The organism is Massilia niabensis, from assembly GCF_042655085.1.
Classification (GTDB): Bacteria; Pseudomonadota; Gammaproteobacteria; order Burkholderiales; family Burkholderiaceae_D; genus Telluria; species Telluria niabensis.
This window is the reverse complement of record NZ_JBHSMU010000004.1, coordinates 194,321-219,134: the sequence shown is the minus strand read 5'-3', so window position 1 is coordinate 219,134 and position 24,814 is coordinate 194,321. Positions and strand designations below refer to the sequence as shown.

The 24,814-nt window shown below is 64.8% G+C and carries 24 protein-coding genes; 20 read left to right on the top strand and 4 right to left on the bottom strand.

Annotation, left to right across the window (positions count from 1 at the left end; all coding sequences use genetic code 11):
* Positions 1-2 precede the first annotated feature (2 nt).
* The 8 genes from ACFPN5_RS03615 to ACFPN5_RS03580 all read left to right on the top strand — a co-directional run bounded on the left by ACFPN5_RS03615 (position 3) and on the right by ACFPN5_RS03580 (position 7,653).
* On the top strand, positions 3-485 hold the full coding sequence (locus ACFPN5_RS03615) for an NUDIX domain-containing protein (protein WP_379780194.1): 483 nt from the start codon (positions 3-5) through the stop codon (positions 483-485).
* On the top strand, positions 482-1,567 hold the full coding sequence (locus ACFPN5_RS03610) for a zinc-binding dehydrogenase (protein WP_379780192.1): 1,086 nt from the start codon (positions 482-484) through the stop codon (positions 1,565-1,567). The genes ACFPN5_RS03615 and ACFPN5_RS03610 overlap by 4 nt, the downstream gene beginning before the upstream one ends.
* A 17-nt stretch (positions 1,568-1,584) precedes the next feature.
* Entirely contained in the window at positions 1,585-2,847 is a 1,263-nt protein-coding gene (locus ACFPN5_RS03605; RefSeq protein ID WP_379780190.1) for a cytochrome P450, read from the top strand.
* 27 nt (positions 2,848-2,874) lie between these two features.
* On the top strand, positions 2,875-4,059 hold the full coding sequence (locus ACFPN5_RS03600) for an acetyl-CoA C-acyltransferase family protein (RefSeq protein WP_379780188.1): 1,185 nt from the start codon (positions 2,875-2,877) through the stop codon (positions 4,057-4,059).
* 61 nt (positions 4,060-4,120) lie between these two features.
* Positions 4,121-4,969, top strand: coding sequence for a 3-hydroxybutyryl-CoA dehydrogenase (locus tag ACFPN5_RS03595; RefSeq protein ID WP_379780186.1), 849 nt, complete (start codon positions 4,121-4,123; stop codon positions 4,967-4,969).
* A gap of 148 nt (positions 4,970-5,117) precedes the next feature.
* Positions 5,118-6,230, top strand: coding sequence for a bifunctional 3,4-dihydroxy-2-butanone-4-phosphate synthase/GTP cyclohydrolase II (gene ribBA / locus ACFPN5_RS03590; protein ID WP_379780183.1), 1,113 nt, complete (start codon positions 5,118-5,120; stop codon positions 6,228-6,230).
* 17 nt (positions 6,231-6,247) lie between these two features.
* The gene (gene ribA, locus ACFPN5_RS03585) at positions 6,248-6,865 is read left to right on the top strand and encodes a GTP cyclohydrolase II (RefSeq protein WP_465263162.1); all 618 of its coding nucleotides are present in this window, start codon (positions 6,248-6,250) and stop codon (positions 6,863-6,865) included.
* Positions 6,862-7,653 carry a riboflavin kinase gene (locus ACFPN5_RS03580; RefSeq protein WP_379780179.1) on the top strand — a complete coding sequence of 264 codons (792 nt, stop codon included), beginning with the start codon at positions 6,862-6,864 and terminating at the stop codon, positions 7,651-7,653. Before ribA ends, ACFPN5_RS03580 begins: the two co-directional genes overlap by 4 nt.
* A gap of 118 nt (positions 7,654-7,771) precedes the next feature.
* Here ACFPN5_RS03580 and ACFPN5_RS03575 read toward each other — a convergent pair whose 3' ends face one another.
* The 3 genes from ACFPN5_RS03575 to ACFPN5_RS03565 form a co-directional block, all read right to left on the bottom strand.
* On the bottom strand, positions 7,772-9,418 hold the full coding sequence (locus tag ACFPN5_RS03575; RefSeq protein ID WP_379780177.1) for a class I adenylate-forming enzyme family protein: 1,647 nt from the start codon (positions 9,416-9,418) through the stop codon (positions 7,772-7,774).
* Positions 9,419-9,512: 94 nt separating this feature from the next.
* Positions 9,513-9,836, bottom strand: a complete 324-nt coding sequence (locus ACFPN5_RS03570) for a 2Fe-2S iron-sulfur cluster-binding protein (RefSeq protein ID WP_379780175.1) — start codon at positions 9,834-9,836, stop codon at positions 9,513-9,515.
* Between the two features lie 34 nt (positions 9,837-9,870).
* Positions 9,871-11,109, bottom strand: coding sequence for an NAD(P)/FAD-dependent oxidoreductase (locus tag ACFPN5_RS03565; protein ID WP_379780173.1), 1,239 nt, complete (start codon positions 11,107-11,109; stop codon positions 9,871-9,873).
* A gap of 438 nt (positions 11,110-11,547) precedes the next feature.
* On the opposite strand from ACFPN5_RS03565, the gene ACFPN5_RS03560 reads away from it, so the two are divergent.
* The 9 genes from ACFPN5_RS03560 to ACFPN5_RS03520 all read left to right on the top strand — a co-directional run bounded on the left by ACFPN5_RS03560 (position 11,548) and on the right by ACFPN5_RS03520 (position 19,903).
* On the top strand, positions 11,548-11,730 hold the full coding sequence (locus ACFPN5_RS03560) for a hypothetical protein (RefSeq protein ID WP_379780171.1): 183 nt from the start codon (positions 11,548-11,550) through the stop codon (positions 11,728-11,730).
* 92 nt (positions 11,731-11,822) lie between these two features.
* Positions 11,823-13,337, top strand: coding sequence for a CoA-acylating methylmalonate-semialdehyde dehydrogenase (locus ACFPN5_RS03555; RefSeq protein WP_379780169.1), 1,515 nt, complete (start codon positions 11,823-11,825; stop codon positions 13,335-13,337).
* Positions 13,338-13,350: 13 nt separating this feature from the next.
* Positions 13,351-14,511, top strand: coding sequence for an acyl-CoA dehydrogenase family protein (locus ACFPN5_RS03550; RefSeq protein WP_379780167.1), 1,161 nt, complete (start codon positions 13,351-13,353; stop codon positions 14,509-14,511).
* Complete coding sequence (locus tag ACFPN5_RS03545; protein ID WP_379780165.1) at positions 14,508-15,290, top strand: enoyl-CoA hydratase; 783 nt, start codon at positions 14,508-14,510, stop codon at positions 15,288-15,290. The genes ACFPN5_RS03550 and ACFPN5_RS03545 overlap by 4 nt, the downstream gene beginning before the upstream one ends.
* Positions 15,291-15,301: 11 nt before the next feature.
* Entirely contained in the window at positions 15,302-16,441 is a 1,140-nt protein-coding gene (locus ACFPN5_RS03540) for an enoyl-CoA hydratase/isomerase family protein (protein ID WP_379780918.1), read from the top strand.
* Entirely contained in the window at positions 16,438-17,328 is an 891-nt protein-coding gene (mmsB, locus tag ACFPN5_RS03535) for a 3-hydroxyisobutyrate dehydrogenase (RefSeq protein WP_379780163.1), read from the top strand. The genes ACFPN5_RS03540 and mmsB overlap by 4 nt, the downstream gene beginning before the upstream one ends.
* Positions 17,329-17,400: 72 nt before the next feature.
* Positions 17,401-18,177, top strand: coding sequence for an SDR family NAD(P)-dependent oxidoreductase (locus ACFPN5_RS03530; RefSeq protein ID WP_379780161.1), 777 nt, complete (start codon positions 17,401-17,403; stop codon positions 18,175-18,177).
* 35 nt (positions 18,178-18,212) lie between these two features.
* Positions 18,213-18,962 carry an electron transfer flavoprotein subunit beta/FixA family protein gene (locus tag ACFPN5_RS03525; protein ID WP_379780159.1) on the top strand — a complete coding sequence of 250 codons (750 nt, stop codon included), beginning with the start codon at positions 18,213-18,215 and terminating at the stop codon, positions 18,960-18,962.
* Between the two features lie 11 nt (positions 18,963-18,973).
* Positions 18,974-19,903, top strand: coding sequence for an electron transfer flavoprotein subunit alpha/FixB family protein (locus tag ACFPN5_RS03520; RefSeq protein WP_379780916.1), 930 nt, complete (start codon positions 18,974-18,976; stop codon positions 19,901-19,903).
* Between the two features lie 263 nt (positions 19,904-20,166).
* Here the strand turns inward: ACFPN5_RS03520 and ACFPN5_RS03515 are convergent, their stop codons facing one another.
* Positions 20,167-21,285 (bottom strand): glycoside hydrolase family 43 protein, encoded by a 1,119-nt coding sequence (locus tag ACFPN5_RS03515; protein WP_379780157.1) that lies wholly within the window; start codon positions 21,283-21,285, stop codon positions 20,167-20,169.
* A gap of 280 nt (positions 21,286-21,565) precedes the next feature.
* Here ACFPN5_RS03515 and tssF point away from each other — a divergent pair, with 280 nt between their 5' ends.
* The 3 genes from tssF to ACFPN5_RS03500 all read left to right on the top strand — a co-directional run bounded on the left by tssF (position 21,566) and on the right by ACFPN5_RS03500 (position 24,797).
* Positions 21,566-23,464, top strand: a complete 1,899-nt coding sequence (tssF, locus tag ACFPN5_RS03510) for a type VI secretion system baseplate subunit TssF (RefSeq protein WP_379780155.1) — start codon at positions 21,566-21,568, stop codon at positions 23,462-23,464.
* Complete coding sequence (tssG, locus tag ACFPN5_RS03505; RefSeq protein ID WP_379780153.1) at positions 23,413-24,522, top strand: type VI secretion system baseplate subunit TssG; 1,110 nt, start codon at positions 23,413-23,415, stop codon at positions 24,520-24,522. The genes tssF and tssG overlap by 52 nt, the downstream gene beginning before the upstream one ends.
* Positions 24,523-24,590: 68 nt before the next feature.
* Entirely contained in the window at positions 24,591-24,797 is a 207-nt protein-coding gene (locus ACFPN5_RS03500; RefSeq protein ID WP_379780151.1) for a heavy-metal-associated domain-containing protein, read from the top strand.
* The last annotated feature ends 17 nt before the right edge of the window (positions 24,798-24,814 follow it).

Here is a 24,814-nt window from a genome sequence, read left to right as displayed (position 1 = left end):
CCATGGCAAGCAAACCACTGGCATCCGGCAGACAGCCGCGCGAGGTAGTTGCCGCGCTGCTGACCCACGGCGGGGCGGTCGGCCTGTTCCGGCGCAGCGCCTGCGTCAGCGGCGACGCCGGCTGCTGGCACTGCATCACCGGTTTCCTGCCACCCGGCGGCGACGCCCTGGTCCAGGCGCTGGCGGAAATCGACGAGGAAGCCGGCATCGCGTCCACACAGCTGCAGCTCAGGCAGCGCAGGGTGCTGGCGCTGGCGGGGAAAGATGGCAGCACCTGGCTGGTACACGCTTTTCATTTTGAAAGCGCGACCGACACGGTGATGCTGAACTGGGAGCATGACGCTTGCTGCTGGCTTGCGCCTGGCGAATTTGCCGGACTGGTCACGGTGAGCTGGTTGGCGCAGGTGTGCGCAGCCGTGCTGCCTGCGGCGCATGCGCGCCACGTAGTGAACGAAATGACAACGACAACCACGGAGACAACATGAAATACGGTAGAGCAGCGGTAATGGTCGAGACGAACCGGGTCGAAACATGGGACGTGCCGGTAGTGGCGCCTGAGCCGGGCGGGGCGCTGGTGCGCGTGGTGCTGGGCGGCGTGTGCGGCAGCGACGTGCACATCGTTTCCGGTGAAGCGGGAAGCATGCCGTTCCCGATCATCCTGGGTCACGAGGGCATCGGGCGGATCGAGCAACTGGGCGCCGGCGTCAGCGCCGACTACGCCGGCACGCCGGTCAAAGCGGGCGACCTGGTGTACTGGGCGCCGATCGCGCTGTGCCATCGCTGCCATTCGTGCACCGTGCTCGACCAGACGCCCTGCGACAACTCCACCTTCTTCCAGCACGCAGAAAAACCGAACTGGGGCAGCTATGCCGATTACGCGTGGCTGCCCAACGGCATGGCGTTCTACCGACTTCCCGATCATGCCGATCCCGATGCGATCGCCGCGCTCGGCTGCGCGCTGCCGACGGTGTTGCGCGGCTTCGAACAGGGCGGTCCGGTCGGACTGGGCGACACCGTCGTGGTGCAGGGCGCCGGCCCGGTGGGCCTGGCGGCGGTGCTGGTGGCGGCCGTGTCGGGGGCGCAAAAGATCATCGTGCTCGATCATTCGGACAAGCGACTGGAAGTGGCCATGTCGCTGGGCGCAACGGCGGCCATCTCCCTCAAGGGCAGCAGCGCCGACGAGCGCAAGCGCCAGGTGGCCGATCTGCTGGGCCCGCGCGGCGCCAGCGTGGTGGTGGAAGCAGCCGGCGCCTTGCCCGCTTTCCCGGAGGGCGTGGACCTGACCGGCACCCATGGCCGCTATATCGTGCTGGGCCTGTGGGGCGCGATCGGCACCCAGCCCATCGCCCCGCGCGACCTGACCATCAAGAACATGAAGGTTACCGGCGCCACCTTCGCCAAGCCCAAGCACTATTACGAGGCGCTGCATCTGGCAACGCGCCTGCAGGAGCGCTATCCGCTGGCTGGCCTGGTCAGCCACCGGGTCGGCATTGCCGACGCGAACAAGGCGCTGGCGCTGGTCAAGTCCGGCGAAGCCATCAAGCCAGTCATCGATCCCACCCTGTAACCCTAGGAGAGCTAACCATGACGACGACAGAGATCACTCCGGCTTCCAGCCTGGCCCCATTGCCGCCCCACGTTCCCCAGGAACTGGTGTTTGATTTTGATATGTACAACCCGGAAGGCGTTGCCGACGGCGTGCACGAAGCCTACGCGCGGCTGCAGGCGCCCGGCGTGCCGGACGTGGTGTGGACGCGCCATAACGGCGGCCACTGGATCGCCACCCGCGGCCAGCTGATCCGCGGCGCGCTGGAGGACACCAAGCATTTTTCCAGCGAGTGCCCGTTCATTCCGCGCGAGGTGGGCGAAGCCTACGATTTCATTCCTACCTCAATGGACCCGCCCGATCAGCGCAAATTCCGGGCGCTGGTCAGCGTGACGGTAGGCATGCCCGTGGTCGACAAGATGGAGCCGCGCATCCAGGCTCTGGCGGTCGAGCTGATCGAGCGCCTGCGCCCGCTCGGCCAGTGCAGCTTCACAAAAGACTTTGCCGAGCCGTTTCCGATCGGGATTTTCTTCATGTTGGCCGACTTGCCCGACAAGGACATTCCGTACCTGAAAAACCTGGCCGACCAGATGACCCGTCCGGACGGTTCGATGACGTTCGCTGAGGCGCGCGATGCCTTGTATGAATACCTGGGACCGATCGTCGACGCGCGCATGCTGGCCCCGGGCGACGACGCCATCAGCAAGATCGCCAGCGGTAAGGTCGACGGGCGCCCGGTCAGCAAGTACGAGGCGCTGCGCATGACTGGCCTGCTGCTGGTGGGCGGCGTGGACACCGTGATCAATTTCCTGGCCTTTTGCATGCAGTTTCTCGCGCAAAGCCCGGAACACCGGCAGGAACTGATCGATCACCCGGAGCGCATTCCCGCCGCCACCGAGGAATTGCTGCGCCGCTTCGGCCTGGTGGCCGACGGACGCATCCTGACCTCGGACTTCGAGTTCCAGGGCGTGCAGATGAAAAAGGGCGACCAGATCCTGTTGCCGCAGCTGCTGACCGGCCTGGACGAGCGCGAAAACGCCTGCCCGATGCACGTCGACTTTTCGCGCAAGAAGGTATCGCACACTATTTTCGGCCACGGTGTGCATCTGTGCCTGGGGCAGCACCTGGCGCGGCGCGAAATCATCGCCACCCTGACCGAATGGCTGGCGCGCATTCCGCAGTTTTCAATCGCACCGGGCGCCACCATCGGGCATCAGGGCGGCATCGTCAGTTCGGTGCGCAACCTGCCGCTGGTATGGGATGTGGCGACCACCAAGAGCATTGCCGCGAGCGGTCTTTAACAGCAGAGTAACAGCAGAGGAGGCAATGTGAAACAAGCAGAAGTTGTTGTAGTCGGGATGGCGCGCACCGCCATCGGCAGTTTTGGAGGCGCGCTCAAGGATGTACCGCTGTGCGACCTGGCCACCACGGTGGTGAAGGCGGCGCTGGAGCGCTCAGGCGCCGAGGCCGCCGCGATCGGCCACGTGGTGATGGGCAACGTGGTGCCCACCCTGCCGCGCGACGCTTACCTGAGCCGGGTGGCGGCCATGGAGGCCGGGATTCCCAAGGAAACCCCGGCTTTCAATGTCAACCGCCTGTGCGGCTCGGGCCTGCAGGCGATCGTCTCGGCGGCCCAGACCATCATGCTGGGCGACGCCCTCCTGGCCATCGGCGGCGGCGCCGAGTCGATGAGCCGGGGCCCCTACGTGCTGCCGTCCGCGCGCTGGGGCGCACGCATGGGGGACACCCAGGCGCTGGACTATGTGACCGGCATCCTGCATGACCCCTTCGAGGCCATGCACATGGGGATCACGGCGGAAAATGTGGCGGAGCGCTACGGGATCACGCGCCAGATGCAGGATGAGCTGGCGCTGGAAAGCCAGCGCCGCGCCGCGCACGCCATTGCGGCAGGCTATTTCAAGGACCAGATCGTTCCCGTGGCGCTGAACTCGCGCAAGGGCGTGGTCCTGTTCGACACCGACGAGCATGTGCGGGCGGACGTCAGCGCCGAGTCGCTGGCGGCGATGAAATCGGTCTTCAAGAAAGATGGCATGGTCACTGTCGGTAATGCCTCGGGCCTCAATGACGGCGCCGCCGCCATCGTCATGGCCGATGGCACCCATGCCGCTTCGCTCGGCTTGAGGCCGCTGGCACGCCTGGTTGGCTACGCCCATGCCGGGGTGGAGCCTGCCTACATGGGTATCGGGCCAGTGCCGGCGTCGCGCCTGGTGCTCGAGCGCACCGGCCTGCGCACCGACGACATGGACGTGATCGAGTCGAATGAAGCGTTTGCCGCGCAAGCCTGCGCGGTCACGCGCGAGCTCGGCCTCGATCCGGCGCGGGTCAATCCGAACGGCTCGGGCATTTCACTGGGCCATCCGGTCGGCGCCACCGGCGCCATCATCACCATCAAGGCGATCAGCGAACTGCATCGCACGGGCGGCCGGTATGCGCTGGTCACCATGTGTATCGGTGGTGGCCAGGGCATCGCCGCCATTTTCGAACGCATGTAAGCGGTCATGCGAACGGGCCCGGTGCGCGCACCTGCCAATCCCTTACTTTGCAAGGAAAATCATGGAAATTAAGACTGTCGGTATTGTCGGCGCCGGCCTGATGGGCGCGGGTATTGCCCAGGTGTGCGCCAGCGCCGGCTTGACAGTGCGGCTGTACGACATCAGCGAGAGTGCGGTGCAGGCCGGAATCACCCGGATTGACACCAGCTTGGAGCGCCTGGCCGCCAAACAGAAAATCAGCGCGCAGGAGCGTGCCGCCGTGCTGGAGCGTATCCAGCGGGCTGCCGCCCTGGACGACTTGGGCGAGTGCGACTTCCTGATCGAGGCCGCGACGGAAAACCTGGCCATCAAGCAAGGCATCCTGCAATCGCTGGACGCTGTCGCCAGGCCGGACAGCCTGATCGCCACCAATACCTCGTCGGTGTCGATCACCAAACTGGCCGCCTCGCTGGCCCAACCCGCGCGACTGGTGGGTATGCACTTTTTCAACCCGGTACCGGTCATGGGCCTGGTGGAAGTCATTCGCGGCATTCAAACCAGTGATGCGGCGTTTGCGGCAACGCTGGCGCTGGCGCAGCGCATCGGCAAAACAGCGGTCGGGGTCAGGAATGCGCCCGGTTTCGTGGTCAACCGCATCCTGGTGCCGATGATCAATGAAGCCATCTTCGTGCTGCAGGAGGGCCTGGCCAGCGCCGAGGACATCGATGCAGGCATGAAGCTGGGTGCCAACCATCCGATTGGGCCGCTCGCGCTGGCCGACCTGATCGGCCTCGATACCCTGCTGGCTGTGATGGACGTGTTTTATCACGACTTCAACGATTCAAAATACCGGCCGGCGCTGCTGCTGCGCGAAATGGTCGATGCGGGCAGGCTGGGACGCAAATCGGGGCAGGGCTTTTACGCCTACTAGGTCCTGTTTCGAGTCAACATAAGCGTTGACAAAGGCCGGGGGCGGTCACATAATCGTTTCATGCGCTGCACACGGCGGCGCCGGGAAGCTCCCCGGCGCAGTGGCGATGCAGGTTTGACCGCAGGGTCGCCCCAGGGCAGGAATCCATATGCAATTACATTCGACAGAAGAGATCATCCAGGATATCCGCAACGGCAAGATGGTTGTGCTGATGGATGACGAAGACCGCGAAAACGAGGGCGACATCGTCATGGCCGCCGAATGCGTAACGGCCGAACACATCAATTTCATGGCGCGCCACGCGCGCGGCCTCATCTGCATGCCGATGAGCCAGGCTCGCAGCGAACGGCTGGGGCTGCGCGCGATGGTTGATGGCAACGGTTCTGGCTTCGGGACCAATTTCACCATTTCAATCGAAGCCGCCACCGGGGTGACAACCGGCATCTCGGCGGCAGACCGCGCGCGCACAGTCCAGGTGGCGGCAGGGCGCGGCGCCACTGTCAGCGACCTGGTCCAGCCGGGCCATGTCTTTCCGCTGGTAGCGCGGCCAGGCGGTGTGATGGTGCGCGCCGGCCATACCGAAGCGGCCTGCGACCTGGCCAGGCTGGCGGGATTCGACGAAACCGGCGTCATTTGCGAAATCATGAACGAGGACGGCACCATGGCGCGCCGGCCGGACCTCGAAGTGTTCGCGCAGCAGCACGGTCTGAAGATCGGCACTATCGCCGACCTGATCCACTATCGGGTAGTCTACGAAAGCACGATCGAAAAAGTCAGTGAGGCGCCTGTGGTGACCGACGAAGGCGCGTTCATGCTGCACACTTACCGCGACAGCATTAACGGCAATGTGCACCTGGCCATGGTGCGCGGGCAGATCGATTCCGAGCAGCCGGTGCTGGCGCGGGTGCAGCTGGCCGTCACGGTGCGGGACATGTTCGCCATCCACGCGCCCGGCAGCAGCGGCTGGGATATCCGGCGCTGCCTGGCGCGCATCGCCGCCGAAGGCGTCGGTGCGGTGGTCCTGCTGGCGGAACACGAGTCGGCCGATGACCTGCTCGATAGCATCGACACCGTGCGGCGCGACATCGGCTTCGAGCCGCGCCCGCGGCGCGGGCGCCAGACCTACCTGAATGTCGGCGTGGGTTCGCAGATCCTGCGCGCGCTGGGCTTGCGCAAGCTGCGCCTGATGAGCGCCCCCGTCAAATACCACGCCATATCCGGCTTTGACCTGAAAGTGGTCGAATACGTTAAACCCGACTAGCGGAGTGCAGCGTGTCCATCCAGCATATCGCCTCGTGCCGCTTGCCGACGGTCTCGGCGCAGTTTGAACTGCATGGCTTCCAGGACGCCGACACCGGCGCCGAGCACCTGGCCCTGACGCTGGGCGCCATCAATGACGGCGCGCCGGTTCTCTGCCGCGTACATTCCGAATGCATGACCGGCGATGCGCTCTTTAGCCAGCGCTGCGATTGCGGCGCCCAGCTCGCCGCCGCCATGGAACGCATCGCAGCCGAAGGCCGTGGCGTGCTGCTGTATCTGCGGCAGGAGGGCCGCGGCATTGGCTTGCTCAACAAGATCCGCGCCTATCAGCTGCAGGACGGGGGCGTCGATACGGTCGATGCCAATGTGCGCCTGGGTTTCCCGGCCGACGCGCGGGGCTACGCCATGTGCGCCGGCATGCTCGGGCACCTCGGCGTCGCATCGCTGCGGCTGCTGACGAATAACCCGCGCAAGGTAGCCGCGCTGGCCGAAGCCGGCGTACCGATTGTGGAACGCATCGCGCTGGTCAGCGGGCACAATCACCATAATCAAGGCTACCTTGCCGTCAAGGCGGCCCGCATGGGGCATTTGTTCGATACGAGCTGCGTCCTGGCCGATGACGAGGTGCTGCCATGAAGGTGTTATTCGGGGTCAGGGCTGGTGCCGCGCTGCCGCCGTGCGTACTGGCGGTTGCCGACTTTGACGGAATGCATGGGGAGCACCGGCGCATCCTGGCCGATGCCGGCGCGCAGGCGCGCGCCCGGGGGATTGCCCTCGCCGCCCTGGTGCTGGCGCCGGCCAGGCAGACTTCAAGGGCTCACGGCAGCTTGCGCGATACGCTGGCGGGCTTGCGTGTCGCCGGGGTGGACCATGTGCTCATCAGTCGCAGCACACACGACGCTGCGACCGCGTTGGTCGCCTTGCCGAATGTGCGCCAGGTTGTCACGGCGACCGAGGGTCAGGCATGGCTGGACGCGTCGGCGCAACTGACCGGTGCCGTGGCGCGCGCAGATTTCCCTGCTTTGCGCGCGCTGCGTGGACACCCCTTCAGCGTGTCCGGGCATGTGGTTCACGGCCGCAAGCTGGGTCGCATGATGGGATTTCCGACACTGAACCTGAAGATGAAGCATGGACCCGCCGGCCTGAGCGGCATCTACGTGGTACAGGTTCACGGGCTGGCGCCGCATCCCTTGCCGGCGGTGGCGAGCGTGGGGGTGCGTCCGACGGTTGAACGCGACGGCGAGCCGCTGCTCGAAGTTCATGTAATGGAGACGGTGGCGTCGTGCTACGGAAAAATCGTCAGCGTCGAGTTCCTCAAAAAGCTGCGCGCCGAGCTGCGTTTCGACGGCATCGATGCGCTGAAGGCGGCGATCGAAGTCGACGTGACCGCTGCGCGCCGCTATTTCATGGCGAGTGCTGCTTGATCCTGCCTGTTCCGACCGCGAAAAGCTGGCCTGTGACCGATAATTCCAGTGCTAACAATGATGTCGACTTAAGCCGCCGGCTACCCGCATCGACTGACTTCGAATTGGCGGCCAGACCTTATTTTTCAGCCAGCGCCGCAGCCAGGCGTGTGCGCAGAACGCGCTTGTCCACCTTGGTCGCCGACATCGGCCACTGCTCGGCGCTGATGAACAACACCGCGCGCGGAATCTTGAAGCTGGCAATGCGGCCCTTGCAGAAGGCGATCAGCTGTTCTGCGGTCAGTGTCGCCCCCTGCTTAACTTCAATAAACGCTGCCGCCACTTCGTCGAGGCGTTCGTCAGGCATGCCCACCACTTCCGCGGCCTTGACCGCGGGATGGGCGCACAGCAGCGACTCCACTTCGATCGCCGCCACATTCTCGCCGCCCACCTTGAGCATGTCCTTCAGGCGGCCGTGAAATACCAGGTTGCCGTCGGAATCCTGCAGATACAGGTCGCCCGTATGCAGCCAGCGCGCGCCATCTATGGCTTGCGTGGTCTTGACCGGATCGCGGTAATAGCCTTCTGTGACGCAGTAGCCGCGTACCAGGATTTCACCGACGGTTCCTGGCGCCGCCGGCGCGCCCGTGTCGAGGTCGCGGATGCTTACCTCGATGCCAGGCGCCGGCTTGCCGTTGCTGTGGGTGCGCTCGCGCGCCGTGTCGCTGGCCCCGGTGATCGCATAGATGCCCGCGGTTTCGGTCATGCCGCACGCCTGGATTAATTCCGCCTGCGGCAACAGGCACTGGATGCGTTCGATCAGCGCCGCCGGCCCGATCGTGACGAACGAGCGCAGTGCGGGCAGGCGTGCGGGATTGAAGTCGGGATGGTCGAGCAGGGCGCGCACGATGGCCGGGAACCAGGGGAAAACAGTGTCGGCCCGTTCGCGCTGAATCAGTGCGAGCGCGCGGCCGGCATCGAAAATGGTATCGGTCACATAGGTGCCGCCGCTGCCGATGGCGCCCAGCATTGGGGCGAGCGAACCAATGTGAAACAGCGGACCGGCCCCCCAGGTAACTCCATGGCCGGCGTGCCGGAACCGGCGCCGGGCGCGTTGCACGGCGCCGCGCACCAGCGCTTCGTGCGACAGCAGGCAACCCTTGGGATGGTTGGTGGTACCCGATGTGTACAGGATGGCGCCGGTGTCGCGTATCCGTACCTGCTGCCTGGCGGCGTGTACCCGGGCCGCATCGGTCGCGCTGGCGTGGCGTTGGAGATCCAGGTGGCCGATGCAGCCGGGCGCGGCGTCGCCTCGCAGTAGCAGAATATTGCGCAGGCGCGGCGCTTCCGGTAGCGCCAGGCGGGCAGGGTCGGCTGCCATCGCCAGCGACGGCAGCGCGGCGCGGAACAGGGCCATGAACTCAACATGGTCGCTTGCCTCGGCGGTGGTCAGCACGGCTACTAAGTCGGCGTTTTCGATGATGTACGCCAGCTCGCCGGCCTTGTGTCGCGCATGCAGCGGGACCGCCACGCAGCCAAGCATGGCGATGCCGAAGAACGCTTCCACGAAAGCCAGGCCGTTCGCCGCCATCAGGCCCACGTGTTCGCCCGGTTTGACGTCCAGCGCCAGCAATGCACGTGCCACCGCGACCGCGCCGTCCAGCAGCGCGCCATAAGTGCTACGCGTGTCGGGAAATACAATGGCGTCGCGTTCGGGGTGAAATACCGCGCCCTTTACCAGTAGGTCACCAATGGGCGACACTTCGCACCAGTCATGTCTGTCCATGGGGGTGTCTCCTGCGGTTGTTTATATTTTATAAATCCCGTAGGCAATTATATCAAGGGTGGCCGAAGTTGTTCAGCTGAGGTCCAAAGCCGGTTTACCACTGGGTCTCCGCTATATGCAAGCGGATGCCGTCCAGACGGTCTTCCATAACGATCTGGCAGCTGAGGCGGCTGTTCGGCCTACGCTCGGATGAAACGCTGGCCAGCATCTGCAGCTCGCGTTCGCCCGGCGGCGGCAGTTTGTCCTCGACGCCGGGGGCGAGGTAGACGTGGCATGTGGCGCAACTGGCGCTGCCACCGCAATCGCCGACGATTTCGTAGATGCCGTTCGAGACCGCCGCATGCATCAGGTTGATGCCGGGTTCAACATCGAGTTCCGTCGTGACGCCTTGCGCGGTAATGAATGTGACGTTTGCCATGTAAATCTCCGGTTGGTGTGAATGGATAGGGCGCTTATTGCGGCGGCATCATCTGCTCAAGGCCGATTGAATCGTCCGCCAGCAGCGCTGCATCGACCACTGCGCGCTGGTTGACCAGGCGCTTGGCCTGGATGAATTCGTGTGGGCGATTGACGCTGTCGGCGGCCAGCACGCGCCCTTCCAGCAAGTAGAAGGCACTGAAGCTGTGCTGGTCGATTGCGCCGCGCAGCACCAGCTGATCGTAGCCGTGCGACAGTCCCACCATCTTGAGCGCCAGATCATATTGATCGGACCAGAACCAGGGTGCGCTGTCGGGACGCGGCTGGCGACCGCACAACAGCGCCGCAAGCTTGCGCGCCTGCTCCAGAGCATTTGGTACCGATTCGATGCGCACCGACCGCCCGTACAGCGCACTGCGGGCCCTGGCGCAGTCGCCGATCGCGAAGATCGTGCTGTCGCTGGTGCACAGCTGGTCGTCGACGATGATGCCGTCGTCGACGGCCAGGCCAGCGGCGCTGGCCAGTTCGGTGTTCGGCAGCAGGCCGATGCCGGCGATGACGAGATCGGCGGCAAGGCGTGTGCCATCGGCGCACAGCACTGCGGTGATGCGGCTGCTATCGTCGGACAGCTCGAAGCGTTCGACTTGGGCGTCGAGACGCACGTCGACTCCGGCGGCACGGTGCACGTCGAGGTAGAACTGGGACAGGCTTGGCGCCGTCACCCTGGCCAGCAGGCGCGGCGCCGCCTCCAGCAGGGTCACCGCCATGCCGGCTTTGCGCGCCGCCGCGGCCACCTCCAGGCCGACGTAGCCGCCGCCTACGATCACCAGCGCCCGGCCCGGTACAAAGCCGGTGCGTATCGCCTCGGCATCGGCACGGGTGCGCAGATAGTGAAAATTGGCAGCGCCCGCTGCGCTGACAGCAGCTGGAAGAGGGCGCGCACGCCCGCCAGTAGCGAGCACCAGCCGATCGTAGGGCAGCGTGCGGCCGTCGGCCAGCGTGACGTGGCGCTCGCGTCGCGCGATGGTCGTCGCCGCCGTCCCGGTAACCAGCCCGATATTGAATTTTTCGTACAACTGCGGGGTCTTGATGTCGAGCGAGGCCGCGCTGGCCTCACCGCTCAGGTAGGCCTTCGACAGTGGAGGCCGGTGGTACGGCATCGCAGCCTCGTCGCCGACCAGCGTAATCGGGCCGTTCCATCCTGCAGCGCGGGCGGCAAATGCCACTTCGGTGCCGCCACAGCCGTTTCCGAGGATTAGTAAAGCGTCATTCATGATCTCGTGAACTCCAGCGAAGAGGTGGACGTTGCATATTGTCAGACCAGTCTTGCACAGAAAATTTATGTAGTCAACTTCATTGTTGACTGGCAGTAGGAGTCCACAAACGTGTTGACATGCCTCTGGCACTGATGCATTTGCGGTCTGCATGGGTGAGCCACACCGTAGTGCGCTGTGGCCGCAGTTTTCATCAGCGCGTTTGATTTTAAGTTTTTAGTCAACATGGTTGTTGACAAGCAGATGGAGATGGCGCACCATCATCAGGACTGGAGGAGACACCTTTTGAAGCCCGCGAACATGATCACCGCCCGGGAGCTTCGAAGTTGTAGTCAACATTATCGTTGATAAATGAGGCGGCCATGACGCTGCGTCCGCCGTACCGGTTGCAGAGCGCATTGCCGCACCCCCTCAGGTGCTTCTGATATGGAGAAAATCATGGATGACTTCGATCGCCCCAGCAAGGAGCAGATCAGGAGCTGGATGCGCAAACGCTGGGAGGAGTGGGCTCCGTTGCCGGACGCTGCCACATTGCGCCAGCAGGTGTTGCAGGAGCGGCGCGATCCCAGGTGGGACACCGATCGCTCCACGCCGCCGTCCAGGCGGCCAGGATTGACCTGATTATTCGCAGTGAATTGATGTAATTCGAGCATGGGCAGTCAATGCCCAACTTCCATCGTGCCTGGCACCGACAATTTCAAGGATTTGTACCGATGACTACCACCAGTAAAGAACTCCACCGTGTAAAACTGCTGATCAATGGCGAATTCGTCGAGTCGTCCAGCACGCAATGGCAGGATGTGATCAATCCGGCGACGCAGGAAGTGCTGGGACGAGTTCCGCTGGCCACCGCTGCCGAGATCGATGCAGCGGTCGGTGCGGCCAAGCAGGCCTTCAAGACCTGGCGCAGGACCCCGATCGGGACCCGCGCCCGCATTTTTCTCAAGTATCAGCAGCTGATCCGCGAGAACATGAAAGAGCTGGCGGCGCTGCTGACGGCCGAGCAGGGCAAGACCCTGGCCGACGCGGAAGGCGACATTTTCCGCGGCCTCGAAGTCGTGGAACACGCCGCCAATATCGGCACGCTGCAGATGGGCGAAATCGCCAACAATGTTGCCAATGGCGTTGACACCTACACGCTGCAACAGCCGATCGGCGTGTGCGCCGGAATCACGCCCTTCAACTTCCCCGCGATGATCCCGCTGTGGATGTTCCCGATGGCTATCGCTTGCGGCAATACGTTCGTGCTCAAGCCGTCCGAGCAGGATCCAATGGTCACCATGCGCCTGGTCGAACTGGCGCTCGAGGCAGGCGTTCCGCCGGGCGTGCTCAATGTGGTGCACGGCGGCGAGGCAGTGGTCAACGCCATTTGCGACCACCCGGACATCAAGGCGGTCTCCTTTGTCGGCTCGACCAAGGTCGGCACCCACGTCTACCACCGCGCCTCGCAGGCGGGCAAGCGGGTGCAGTGCATGATGGGCGCCAAGAACCACGCTATCGTGCTGCCGGACGCGAACAAGCAGCAGACCTTGAACAACCTGTTGGGCGCGGCTTTCGGCGCGGCGGGGCAGCGCTGCATGGCGCTGCCGGTGACGATCCTGGTCGGCGAGGCCAACGAGTGGATCGCCGACCTGGTGGAAAAGGCGCGCACCCTCAAGATCAGTGGCGGCAGCGAGCCCGGCACCGATGTCGGACCGCTGATTTCTTGCGCCGCCAAGGATCGGGTGGAGGGATTTATCGCCAAGGGCATCGCCAGCGGCGCCACCCTGGAACTGGACGGACGCCGGCCCAACGTACCGGGCTATGACAACGGAAACTTCGTCGGGCCGACGATTTTTTCCGGCGTCAAGCCAGGCATGGCGATCTACGACCAGGAAATCTTCGGGCCGGTGCTGTGCCTGGTGCAGGCGGGCACGCTGGACGAAGCGATTGCCTTCATCAACGCCAACCCGAACGGAAACGGCACCGCCATCTTCACCCAGTCCGGTGCCGCCGCGCGCAAGTTCCAGGAGGAGGTAGAGGCGGGCCAGATCGGCATCAACGTGCCGATCCCGGTGCCGGTCCCGCTGTTCTCGTTCACCGGCTCGGGCGCCTCCAAGCTGGGCGACCTGGGCCCGTATGGCAAGCAGGTGATCCTGTTCTACACCCAGACCAAGACCATCACCGCGCGCTGGTTCGACGACAGCAGCGTGGCCGGTCCGGTCAACACCACCATCTCGTTGAAGTAAGGCGGAGGCCCCCATGGACTTCGAACTTTCGGAAGAGCAGCGCGCCTTCCAGCAGGCGGCGCGGGAATTTGCCGCCGGCGAGATGGCGCCGCTTGCGGCGCATTGGGATGCGGAGTGCATCTTCCCGGTCGACGTCATCCGCAAGGCCGGCGAGCTGGGTTTCTGCGGCATGTATACGCCTGAGGACGTGGGCGGCCTGGGCCTGGCCCGGCTCGATGCAGCGATTGTCTTCGAGGAACTGGCTTCCGCCTGCCCATCGACCACGGCGTATATCACGATCCATAACATGGTCAGCTGGATGCTGGCCACCTGGGCCGGTCCGGCGGTGCGCGAACGCTGGGCGCCGTTGCTGGCCAGCGGCGAAAAGCTCGGCTCCTACTGCCTGACCGAACCTGGCGCCGGCTCGGACGCGGGCTCGCTGAGCATGCGCGCAGTGCTCAAGGACGGCTACTACCACCTCGATGGCGCCAAGGCCTTCATTTCGGGCGCCGGGGCGACCGATCTGCTGATCGTGATGGCGCGTACCGGCGCCGCCGGGCCAAAAGGCATCAGCGCTTTTGCGGTGCCGGCCGACACGGACGGCATCACGTACGGCCGCAAGGAAGTCAAGATGGGCTGGAACAGCCAGCCTACCCGGGTGGTGAGTTTCGACAATGTGCGCGTGCCCGCCGATCATCTGCTCGGGAGCGAGGGCGGCGGCTTTCGCATCGCCATGAAGGGACTCGATGGCGGACGCATCAATATTGCAAGCTGCTCGGTCGGCGCGGCCCAGGCCGCCCTGGATGCTGCATGCCGCTACATGGGCGAGCGGCGCCAGTTCGGCAGCCACCTGTCGGCGTTCCAGCACCTGCAGTTCGAACTGGCCGACATGCAGACCGAGCTGGTGGCGGCGCGCCAGATGGTGCGCCTGGCCGCCTCCAGGCTCGACGCGGGCGCCGCCAATGCCACGGTGTATTGCGCAATGGCCAAGCGGATCGCCACCGACATCGGCTTCAAGGTCTGCGACCAGGCCTTGCAGATCCATGGCGGCAACGGCTACATCCGCGAGTACCCGCTGGAGCGCTACCTGCGCGACGCCCGGGTGCACCAGATCCTGGAAGGCACCAATGAAATCATGCGCGTGATCGTTGCGCGCCACCTGCTTGAACAATCGAATACAGAGGAAATCAGATGAGCGGATTTACCAACCTGGAACTTGAAATCGTCGGCCATACCGCGGTCGTCACACTGGCCAATCCACCTGCCAACACCTGGACCTGCGCCAGCCTGGCGGCACTGACCCGCCTGATCGAGGAGTTGAACGCCAACCGTGACGTGTACAGCCTGGTGATCACCGGACAGGGCGAAAAATTCTTCTCGGCCGGCGCCGACCTGAACGTCTTCGCCGACGGCGACAAGGTACTGGCGCGGGAAATGGCGCGCCGTTTTGGCGAAGCGATGGAAGCCTTGTCGCGGTTTCGCGGCGTGTCGATCGCCGCGCTCAATGGCTATGCCATGGGCGGCGGCCTGGAGTGCGCGCTGGCGTGCGACATTCGGATCGCCGAGGAGCAGGCGCAACTGGCCCTGCCTGAAGCGGCGGTCGGCTTGCTGCCGTGCGCGGGCGGAACCCAGAACCTGCCTTGGCTGGTTGGTGAAGGCTGGGCCAAGCGCATGATCCTGTGCGGCGAGAGAGTCGACGCGGCCACCGCGCTGCGCATCGGTCTGGTCGAGGAAGTGGTGGCCAAAGGCGCAGCGAAAGCCGCCGCCCTGGCTCTGGCGGCGAAGGTGGACCGCCAGAGTCCGTCCAGCGTGGCCGCCTGCAAGCGGCTGATCCAGGGCGCACGCCTGCAGCCGCCGGCCAACTGGCTGCCGGTCGAGCGGGAATTGTTCATCGACCTGTTCGACACCGAGGATCAGCGGGAAGGCGTCAACGCCTTCCTTTCCAAGCGCGCGGCGCAATGGAAAAACCAATGAGCGCTGTGGCCCTGAGCCAGCCGGTGCTGGTCGACACGCTGCAGGCCGAAAACGGCCGCCTGATCGGCGTGCTCACGCTGAACGCCGAAAAGACCCTGAATGCGCTATCGCTGGACATGATCGATCTGTTGTCGGCCCAGCTATCGGCCTGGGCCGAGGACGAACGGGTCGCCATGGTGCTGCTGCAAGGCGCCGGCGAGAAGGCCTTCTGTGCCGGCGGCGACTTGCAGAATCTCTACAGCAGCATGCTCAGCCAACGCCTTGCCGGGCAGCGGGACGATGTGCTCGCCAACTGGTATGCGAAAGAGTTTTTCGCCCGCGAGTACCGCCTGGACTACCAGATCCATACCTATTCCAAGCCGATCCTGTGCTGGGGACACGGTATTGTCATGGGTGGCGGGATCGGACTGATGGCGGGCGCGCGCCACCGGGTCGCCACCGAAAAGATCCGGCTGGCCATGCCGGAAATCGGCATCGGGCTGTTTCCGGATGTGGGCGGCTCCTGGTTCCTGAGCCGCATGCCCGGGCGCCTGGGCCTGTTTCTGGCACTGACCGGCGCCTCCATCAACGCGGCCGATGCGCGCTACATCGGGCTGGCGGACCGGGTGCTGGAGGAGGCCGACAAATGCGGGGTAATGGAGGCCTTGCTCTGCCAGCCTTGGGACGCCGACCATGCTGGCAACCACCGTCTGCTGGGCGCGGTTCTGCGCTGCGCCGAGGAGATGCATGGGGTACCGGCGCCCGGCCCCTTACGCCAGCACCAGGACCTGATCGACCACCTTTGTACGCGCGAAAGCCTGGAGCAGGTGCTGCAGGCCATGGCCGAATGCCACAGCGCCGATGCGTGGCTACAAAAGGCGGTGGGAGCGGCCGCGCGCGGCGCGCCGGGTTCGCTGGCGCTGGCCTGGCGCCTGCTGCAGGCTGCGCCGCATCTGTCGCTGGCCGACGTGTTTCGCCTGGAATACGGGGTGGCGTTGCACTGCGCCGCCCAGGGCGATTTTGCTGAAGGCATCCGCGCGCTATTGATCGACAAGGACCAGCAGCCGGCCTGGCAGGACGCCAGCACCACCGACCATTTCTTGAACAGCCCCTGGGTAGCGCAACAACATCCGCTGGCCGACCTGGGGCATCCACACGGGAACACACGATGAGCCATATTGCATTTATCGGGCTGGGCAACATGGGCGGGCCGATGGCCCTGAACCTGCTCAAGGCCGGCCACACGCTAAGCGTCTTCGATTTGTCGCCGGCCGCGCTGAAGACGCTGGCCGACGCCGGGGCCGCGGTCGCCGCCTCGGCCAACGCGGCGGTGACCGACGCCGATGTGATTGTTTCGATGCTGCCTGCCAGCCGCCATGTGGAGGGCCTGTATCTGGGCGCGGACGGCGTCATCGGGCGGATTCGGCGCGGCGCCCTGATTCTCGAATGCAGCACCATCGCCACCCAGTCCGCCGTAGCGGTGGCCAGGGCGGCCGATGCGGCCGGCGTGGCGATGCTTGACGCCCCGGTGTCCGGCGGTACCAGCGGCGCGGCCGCCGGTACCCTGACCTTCATGGTGGGTGGCCCGGCGGATGTGCTGGAACGGGCCTGGCCGGTGTTGCTGGCGATGGGGAAGAACATCTTCCACGCCGGCGCGCATGGCGCCGGACAGAGTGCCAAGATCTGCAACAACATGCTGCTGGGCATACTGATGGCCGGCACGGCCGAAGCGCTGGCGCTGGGCATGGCCAACGGCCTCGATCCGCGCGTGCTGTCGGACATCATGGCCAAGAGTTCAGGCCGCAACTGGGCGCTGGACGGATACAACCCGGTTCCCGGCGTGATGGATAACGTACCGTCGTCGCGTGGTTACAGCGGCGGCTTCGGGGTCGACCTGATGCTCAAGGACCTGGGGCTGGCGGCCGAAGCGGCGATGGGCGTCAAAGCCCCAATTCCCCTGGGTGAACTGGCGCGCAACCTGTATGCGCTGCACAGCGCGGGAGGCGCCGGGGCACTGGATTTCTCCAGCATCGTGCAGCTGCTGCAGGCAAAACCCTAGCGTCTAGCCGGGAAACTGGTGCTTCCTCATTGCGGCGCCAGCCATGCATCAAGACAAAAACGGAGACCGAACATGAAGCTCGCAGGGAAAAAAATCATCATTACAGGTGGGGCGCAGGGGATTGGCGCCGCGCTCGTGCGCGCCTGCGTCGCGCAAGGCGCGAGCGTGACTTCCATGGACGTCAACGATGCGTTGGGCGAGGCGGTAGCGGCCGATGCCAACAGCGGCGGCGCTGGCCACGCCGGCTATCGCCATTGCGATGTCAGCAGCCGGGCAGAGGTGGAGTCGGCCTTTGCCCATGCCAGCGAGGCCATGGGCGGGCTCGATGTGCTGATCAATGTCGCGGGGGTGCATCGCCACTGTCCGCCGGACCAGATCGACGATGCGCTGTATGACCTGCTGTTTGACATTAATGTGCGCGGCACCATGCATACCAACGGCGTGGCGCGCGCTCTGATGCTGAAAAACGGTGCCGGAAACATCATCAACTTTGGCTCGGAATCAGGATTGACCGGTGAACTGAACAACGCGCTGTATGCCGCCACCAAGGCTGCGGTGCACACCTGGACGCGCACGGTGGCACGCCAGTGGGGGCCGGATGGCATCCGCGTCAACGCGGTGCTGCCTTATGTGGTCACCCCCATGTACGAAAACTTCCGCAATGCCCTTTCTGCGCAAGACCTGGCGGCGCATGACGCCGATACCAAGGTGGCCATTCCGCTGGGCGGCCGGTTCGGCGACTGCGCGCAGGACCTGGCGCCGGTCCTGGTGTTTCTTGCCAGTGACGACTCCCGCTTCATCACGGGGCAGATGTTCCCGGTCGACGGGGGGCTGGTCTCGGTTCGTTAATTCAAGTTAGCTCAAGTTACCAAAAGGCAAAACGTATGAAGGTTCTGGTACCCGTGAAACGCGTGGTGGACTATAACGTCAAGGTGCGCGTCAAATCCGACGGCACTGGCGTGGATATCGCCAACGTCAAGATGTCGATGAATCCTTTCGATGAGATCGCCCTGGAAGAGGCGACCCGTCTGAAAGAAGCGGGCAAGGCCGACGAAGTGGTGGCCGTTTCCGTGGGCGTGGCCCAGTGCCAGGAAACCCTGCGCAGCGCCATGGCCATCGGCGCCGACCGGGGCATTCTGGTGGAAACCAGCGCCCGACCCGAGCCGCTGGCGGTGGCCAAGCTGCTCAAAGCGCTGGCCGACCGGGAGCATCCGCAGCTCATTATCGTGGGCAAGCAGGCAATCGACGACGATGCCAACCAGACCGGGCAGATGCTCGCTGCGCTGCTGGGCTGGCCGCAAGCCACGTTCGCTTCGAAGGTTATTATCGCCGATGGCCGTGCCATGGTGACGCGCGAAGTCGACGGCGGCCTGGAGACACTCTCGGTGTCGCTGCCAGCCGTAATCACGACCGACCTGCGGCTCAACGAGCCGCGTTATGTCACCTTGCCGAACATTATGAAGGCAAAGAAAAAGCCGCTCGCGACGATCACGCCGGACCAGTTGGGGGTGGACGTGAGCCCGCGCCTGAAGACGCTTAATGTGGCCGAGCCCGCCAAGCGTGGCGCCGGCATCACAGTGCCGGACGTAGCCACCCTGGTCACGAGGTTGCGCACCGAAGCCGAGGTTATTTGATGAGGACAATGATGATTGCACTGGTTATTGCAGAACACGACAACGCAAGCCTGAAGGCGAGTACCCACCACACCGTGACTGCAGCCTCGCAGTGCGCCGGCGAGATTCACGTGCTGGTTGCCGGGAGCAATGCGGCATCCGCGGTCGCAGCAGCGGCCCAGATTGCCGGCGTCTCGACAGTACTGGTGGCCGACGGCGCACAGTTCACCGATGGCCTGGCGGAAAACGTGGCCGAGCAGGTGCTGGCGATCGCAGCTGGCTACTCGCACATCCTGGCGCCAGCCACCGCCTACGGCAAGAACATATTGCCGCGCGTGGCCGCCAGACTAGACGTCGCGCAGATCTCCGAGATCACCCAGGTGGACACCCCCGACACCTTTCGGCGTCCGATCTACGCCGGCAATGCGATCGCAACCGTGCAATCGACCGATCGGGTCAAGGTCATCACCGTGCGCAGCACGGGGTTTGATGCCGCCGCGGGCGGCGGTTCGGCTGCCATCGAACATATCGCTGCAGTCGGGGACAGCGGCAAGTCTGCATTCGTGCGCCGCGAACTGGCCCGGTCCGACCGGCCGGAACTCACCGCGGCGAAAATCATCGTTGCCGGTGGCCGCGGCCTAGGTTCCGCCGACGCCTTCAAGATCCTGGAACCGCTGGCGGACCAGCTGGGTGCCGCCATGGGGGCATCGCGCGCCGCGGTCGACGCGGGTTTCGTGCCCAATGACTGGCAGGTTGGTCAGACCGGCAAGATTGTGGCGCCGTCCCTGTACATCGCGATCGGGATTTCCGGGGCAATCCAGCATCTGGCCGGCATGAAGGATTCAAAAACCATTGTTGCCATCAACAAGGATCCGGAGGCGCCGATTTTCTCGGTGGCGGACTATGCCATCGTGGGCGACTTGTTCGAGATCGTGCCGGCCCTCGATGCGGCACTAAGCTGAGCGCATGACTTTGCTGGAAGCATAGGGCCGGCGCGAAGACATGGAATATCACGTGGCTGTCCTCAGCGCCCGTGGCTTGCATCGTGATGAGATGCTGCTGCGCCCCCTGATGAGATAAGCCAGCCTTTTTTGGGGCATCTTTGGGGGCAGAATCGGATTGCGGGCTTGTATTTCCATAGAATGATATGAATCCCCACCGTCTCCGCCAAAGATTCAAAGAAAAAGCCACCGCAAGGTGGCTTTTTCTTTCCTGCGGCAGAAAATCAAGAAGCCCGCTGTCCCTTGGCGCCAAAGTAGGCCCGCAGGCGCTCAAGTTCCTCTGCAGTGATGTGCATGATGGTGCCGTGCTTGGGACCCGAGAAATTAGTGGCCTTCATTGGCGAGCCCTGCTCGTTGAAGCGGCCCAGGTTCCGGTAATTCTTGAAGTCGGTTGTTTCGGAAAAGCCCATGTTATTCGGCTTGGCACCAAACACGTCATACATCAGCACATATTTGTCAGTGCCGATGCGGCGCCAAACCATGGGCGCTTCGCAGGCCACGGTTTCCGGGTCCACCTTGGCCGGATCAAAGACGAAGCCCTCGTTGATTTTGTCCGATACAGCGTGGCGCAGGCCGCCAGGTTTATCGTGCGCAACGTAGTGCAGGTGATACTTGTCGCCTACCTGGATGATGTCGCCATCGATGGTGCTCTTGTCGGCCTTGGGGTAGGTGAACAGGCGCTGCGGCTCCGTTTCAAGCTTGTTATAGGCACTGTCGACATAGGAGTAGACCATGTAGTCGGGGGTCGTCCTATGGCGGGTGGTGAAATACACCATCAGCTTGTTTTTGTCCTTGTCGAAAATGGTCTGCGGCGCCCAGGCCGCACCGATGTCCCCGTACTTGGCAGGGAAGGCGCCCCCGACGTGCACCAACGCATGGGTCCAGTTAATCAGGTCAAACGATTTCATCAGGATCAGGGCGCGATTGTTGCCCCAGCCGTATTCGCCGCCCGGGCGTTCCCATTCGGTACCGCGTAAGCCTTCGCGCTGGGCAAAGATGTGAAGGTCCGTCATGGACATGTAGAAGGCGCCGTCGGGTCCGCGCATGATGTGCGGGTCGCGCACGCCTTTCTGTTCCAAGACATCCTTGCCAAGCAGGATTGGATCGGCGCCATTGATGTCAGTGAAGGTGTAGCCGTCGGTCGAGGTGGCGAAGTGGATCGAGTGCGTTTCGTCCTTGAAGTAGACGAACAAATAGGCGGCCATGTCCTTTTCGGCGGGTGCCTTGGCGCCGGGCTGTGGCGAGACATGTTTGACGATCCTGATTTGCTTATTGGAGTCTGCATTGGCGTTCATGGTGGCGGCCGCCATGAACGCGGCGAGCGTGATGGATTTGAATTGCATGCTGTCTCCGCTTTGATTTTTCTGAACGGGGGACGATAGCATGCAGGATTTGCGTGCATGTGCAGCAAAGCGATATTTCATCGATGGCCACAAAAAGGTTATCGCAGCCTGGGGAATCGCTCGGAATTAACGAAAAAGCCACGGCAAGCTGGATTTTTCTTTCCTGTGGCGGTACGGCAGCAAGACCTGCGCTCGCCCCCTTTTCTTAGCCTCCGTCAATGCCGCGCGCAAATAGCATGGGAGCATGCATCTTGGTCTTCAGCAATGTTTCGGAGAACGTATGGATGAGATGCTGCGCTATTTCGAGGAGGAGCTGGCCCTGTTCGGGCAATACGCGCGCGAGTTTCGCCACCGCTTCCCCAAGCCGGCAAGCGACCTGCACATTGCCGGCGACAGCTACGAGGACCCGAGCGTCGCGCGCCTGATCCAGTCGGTCGCCTTGCTCAGCGCGCGCATCCACAAGCGGCTCGACGACGATTATCCGAAGTTCACGGAGTCGCTCCTCGAGAGCCTGTATCCCCATTACCTGCGGCCAATGCCGTCCTATTCCATCGCCCAGGTGGCCGATACGGGGCAGGGTGCCGCTGCCGCAGGTGCCGGGGCGAGTGCGACTAATTACGCGATCATCCCGCGCGGCACGCCGCTGCGCAGCGCGCCGGTGGAGGGCACCGTTTGCCAGTTCCGTACCGTGTACCCGGTCCTGGTCGGGCCGCTGCGCATCACGCAGGCGGGCTTCACGTCCGGTAGCGCCATGCCGCGCGCGGTGCACAGCGTGCGCGGTGTCACGGCCGGGATTGCGATCGGCTTCGAAGCCAGGGGCTCGGTCGCCGCGCTGTGCCGGCGCGGCGCCGGGCGCGTGCGCGTGTTCGTGGACGGCGACCCGTCGCTGCGCGCCGCACTCATCGACACGCTGTTCATGCGCCCCCCGGCGGCCTGCGTCCAGGCGGAAAGCGCCGGGCCCTGGCTGGCGCTTGGGGCCTCGCCCCTCGCGCTGGCCGGCTTGGGCGAGGACGAAGCGGTCTTGCCTCTGCCCGCCCGTTCGCACCCCGCGTTTCGCCTGCTGACCGAATATTTCACCTATCCCGAAAAGTTCGGCTTCATCGACATCGACCTGGAAGCCGCAGCGCGGGTCTTGCCGCCGGGATGCGAGCGCTTCACGCTGCACCTGGGACTGGTCCGGGTGGCGGCGGACTCGGACGTGGCGCGGTCGCTGGCGCCTCTGTCGCACCGGAACCTGCTGCTCGGATGTACGCCCGTGGTGAACCTGTTTCGCAAGGGAGGCGACCCGATCCCGCTGTCGCATACCCGTGCCGAGTATCCGCTGGCTGCCGATTCGGCGCATGCGGCGGCGTTCGAGATCCACAGCATCGACCGGGTATGCGTCGTGCGCGAAGCGCGCGGCGCGCGTACCGTGACCGAGTTCGAGCCGCTGTATGCGGTCGGCCATGCGGCAGTGGACCAGTCGGGTGGAAGCGCCGCCGGGACTGGCCATTACTGGGCGGCGCGGCGCGACGAGATACTGGCCCAGGCCAGTCCCGGGCACGAAGTGCGCCTGGCCCTGCTGGACCCCGATTTCAACCCGCTCGATGCCGCCGGCGCCACCATCTCGACCGAGCTCACCTGCACCAACCGCGACCTGCCGTCCCGGCTGCGCTACGGCCATCCCGAGGGCGACCTGGTGGCCGAATCCCGGGCCGGGACCGCACCGTTTCGCCTGCTGCGCCGGCCGAGCGCCGCTTTCCGGTTCGAGGGTGGGCGCGGCGCGCACTGGCGCCTGGTGTCGCACCTGGCCCTCAACTACGCCGGCTTGACGACGGCGGGGCTGGCAGACCTGCAGAAGATGCTCGCCCTGTACGACCTGCCATGCTCGCCGGTCTCGCGGCGCCAGATCGCCGGCATCGTGGGGCTGGAGCACGGCACGGTGCGTGCCTGGCTCAAGACACGGCCGGTGTCGTCACTGATGCCTGGCGTCGGCATCCGCATGACCGTCGACGAAGAAGCGTTTGCGGGCAGCGGCCTGTACGCGTTCGCGCAGGTGATGGACCATTACTTCGCCCTGAACAGCCAGCTCAACTGCTTTACCCGGCTCGAGATCGTATCAAGCCAGACCGGAGAGGAGATCCTCGCATGCGCTCCACGCACCGCCGAGCTACTACGCGCCTCATCGACCGGCTGCTAGCGGCGCCCCAGGAATTCGAATTCATCCAGGCCGTGCGCATCCTGCTGGCGTGGCTGGCCGGGCAGGGCGTGGCGCCCGCCCAGGCACTGCAGACCCGCCTGCGCTTCGACAACAGCCTGCGCCTGGGCTTTCCCGCCGCCGAAATCGAAGCCTTGTCGCGCACGCCCATAGCCGTGGGTGATTCGGACGTTGCCGGGTTCACGATCACGCCGAGCTTCATGGGCCTGCTTGGCGGCCATGGCGCGCTGCCCCTGCATGTCACGGAGCGGATCGCCGCCTGGCAGCTCGAGCGCGACGACCACGCTCCGCGCGCCTTCCTCGACCTGCTGTCCGGGCGCATGCTGGCGCTGTACTACCGCGCCTGGCACAAGCACCGAATCGAGCACTGCAGCGAACAGGCCGGGACCGGCCAGGCCGACGCTTTGCTGCCGCGGCTGGCGGCCCTGGCGCGCGTGCCCCGCGCGCGTCGCGGCGACGGCGCGGCGCTGCCCGATGCCTTGTTTGCCCACTTCGCCGGCATGCTGCAGCAACGGCCGGTGTCGGCCGCCGTGCTCGAGCGCCTGCTGGCAAGCTTTTTTCGCGAAACCGTGCGGCTCGAGGAAGCGGTGGGCCACTGGGACGTGCTCGCTGCCGGCGAACAGCCGGCGCTGGGCGTGAACGCCCATCTCGGCGAAAACACCTTGCTGGGCGAACGCAGCTGGCGGCCCGACCTGCGCGCCCGGCTGCGCATCGGCCCGCTCGGGGGCGAGGCCTTCGCGCGTTTCCTGCCGGGCGGGTCCGCCGCGGCCGCATTGCACGCCATCTTGCAGGCCGTGGCCGAGCCGACCGTCGGCTTCGAGGTGCAGCTGGTCCTGCGCGGACTCGACGTGTCGCCGAGCCGGCTGGCCGGCGCGCAGCCTGCCGCGGCCCGGCTCGGGCGCGACAGCTTCCTGGTCGGCACCGATGCGGGAGGCGAATGCGCCGACCGCACCGACATGCGTTACCTGGTCATGCCGATGGCGCCGCTGCGGCCGCTACCTGCGCTGCCGGCGAAAAAGCGCCAGACGCGCGGCCCTTGACCTTCCCACGGTGGGAAGGGTTATGCTGGCGGGTCGAAGCGTCACCACAGCCACAAGGAGAACACCCGATGTATGAACTGACTGTTGAAGGCATGAGCTGCGGCCACTGCGTGGGCCGCGTCACGAAGACCGTGCAGGAACTGGACGAGGGCGCGAAGGTCGAGATCGATCTGGGGACCAAGAAGGTGCGGATCGAGAGCCGCGCCGGCCTCGAACAGATCGCCGCGGCGATCGACGAGGCCGGGTATCCGGTGACGGCGCGGTCGGTGGCGTAATGCCACCGAACCCTGCC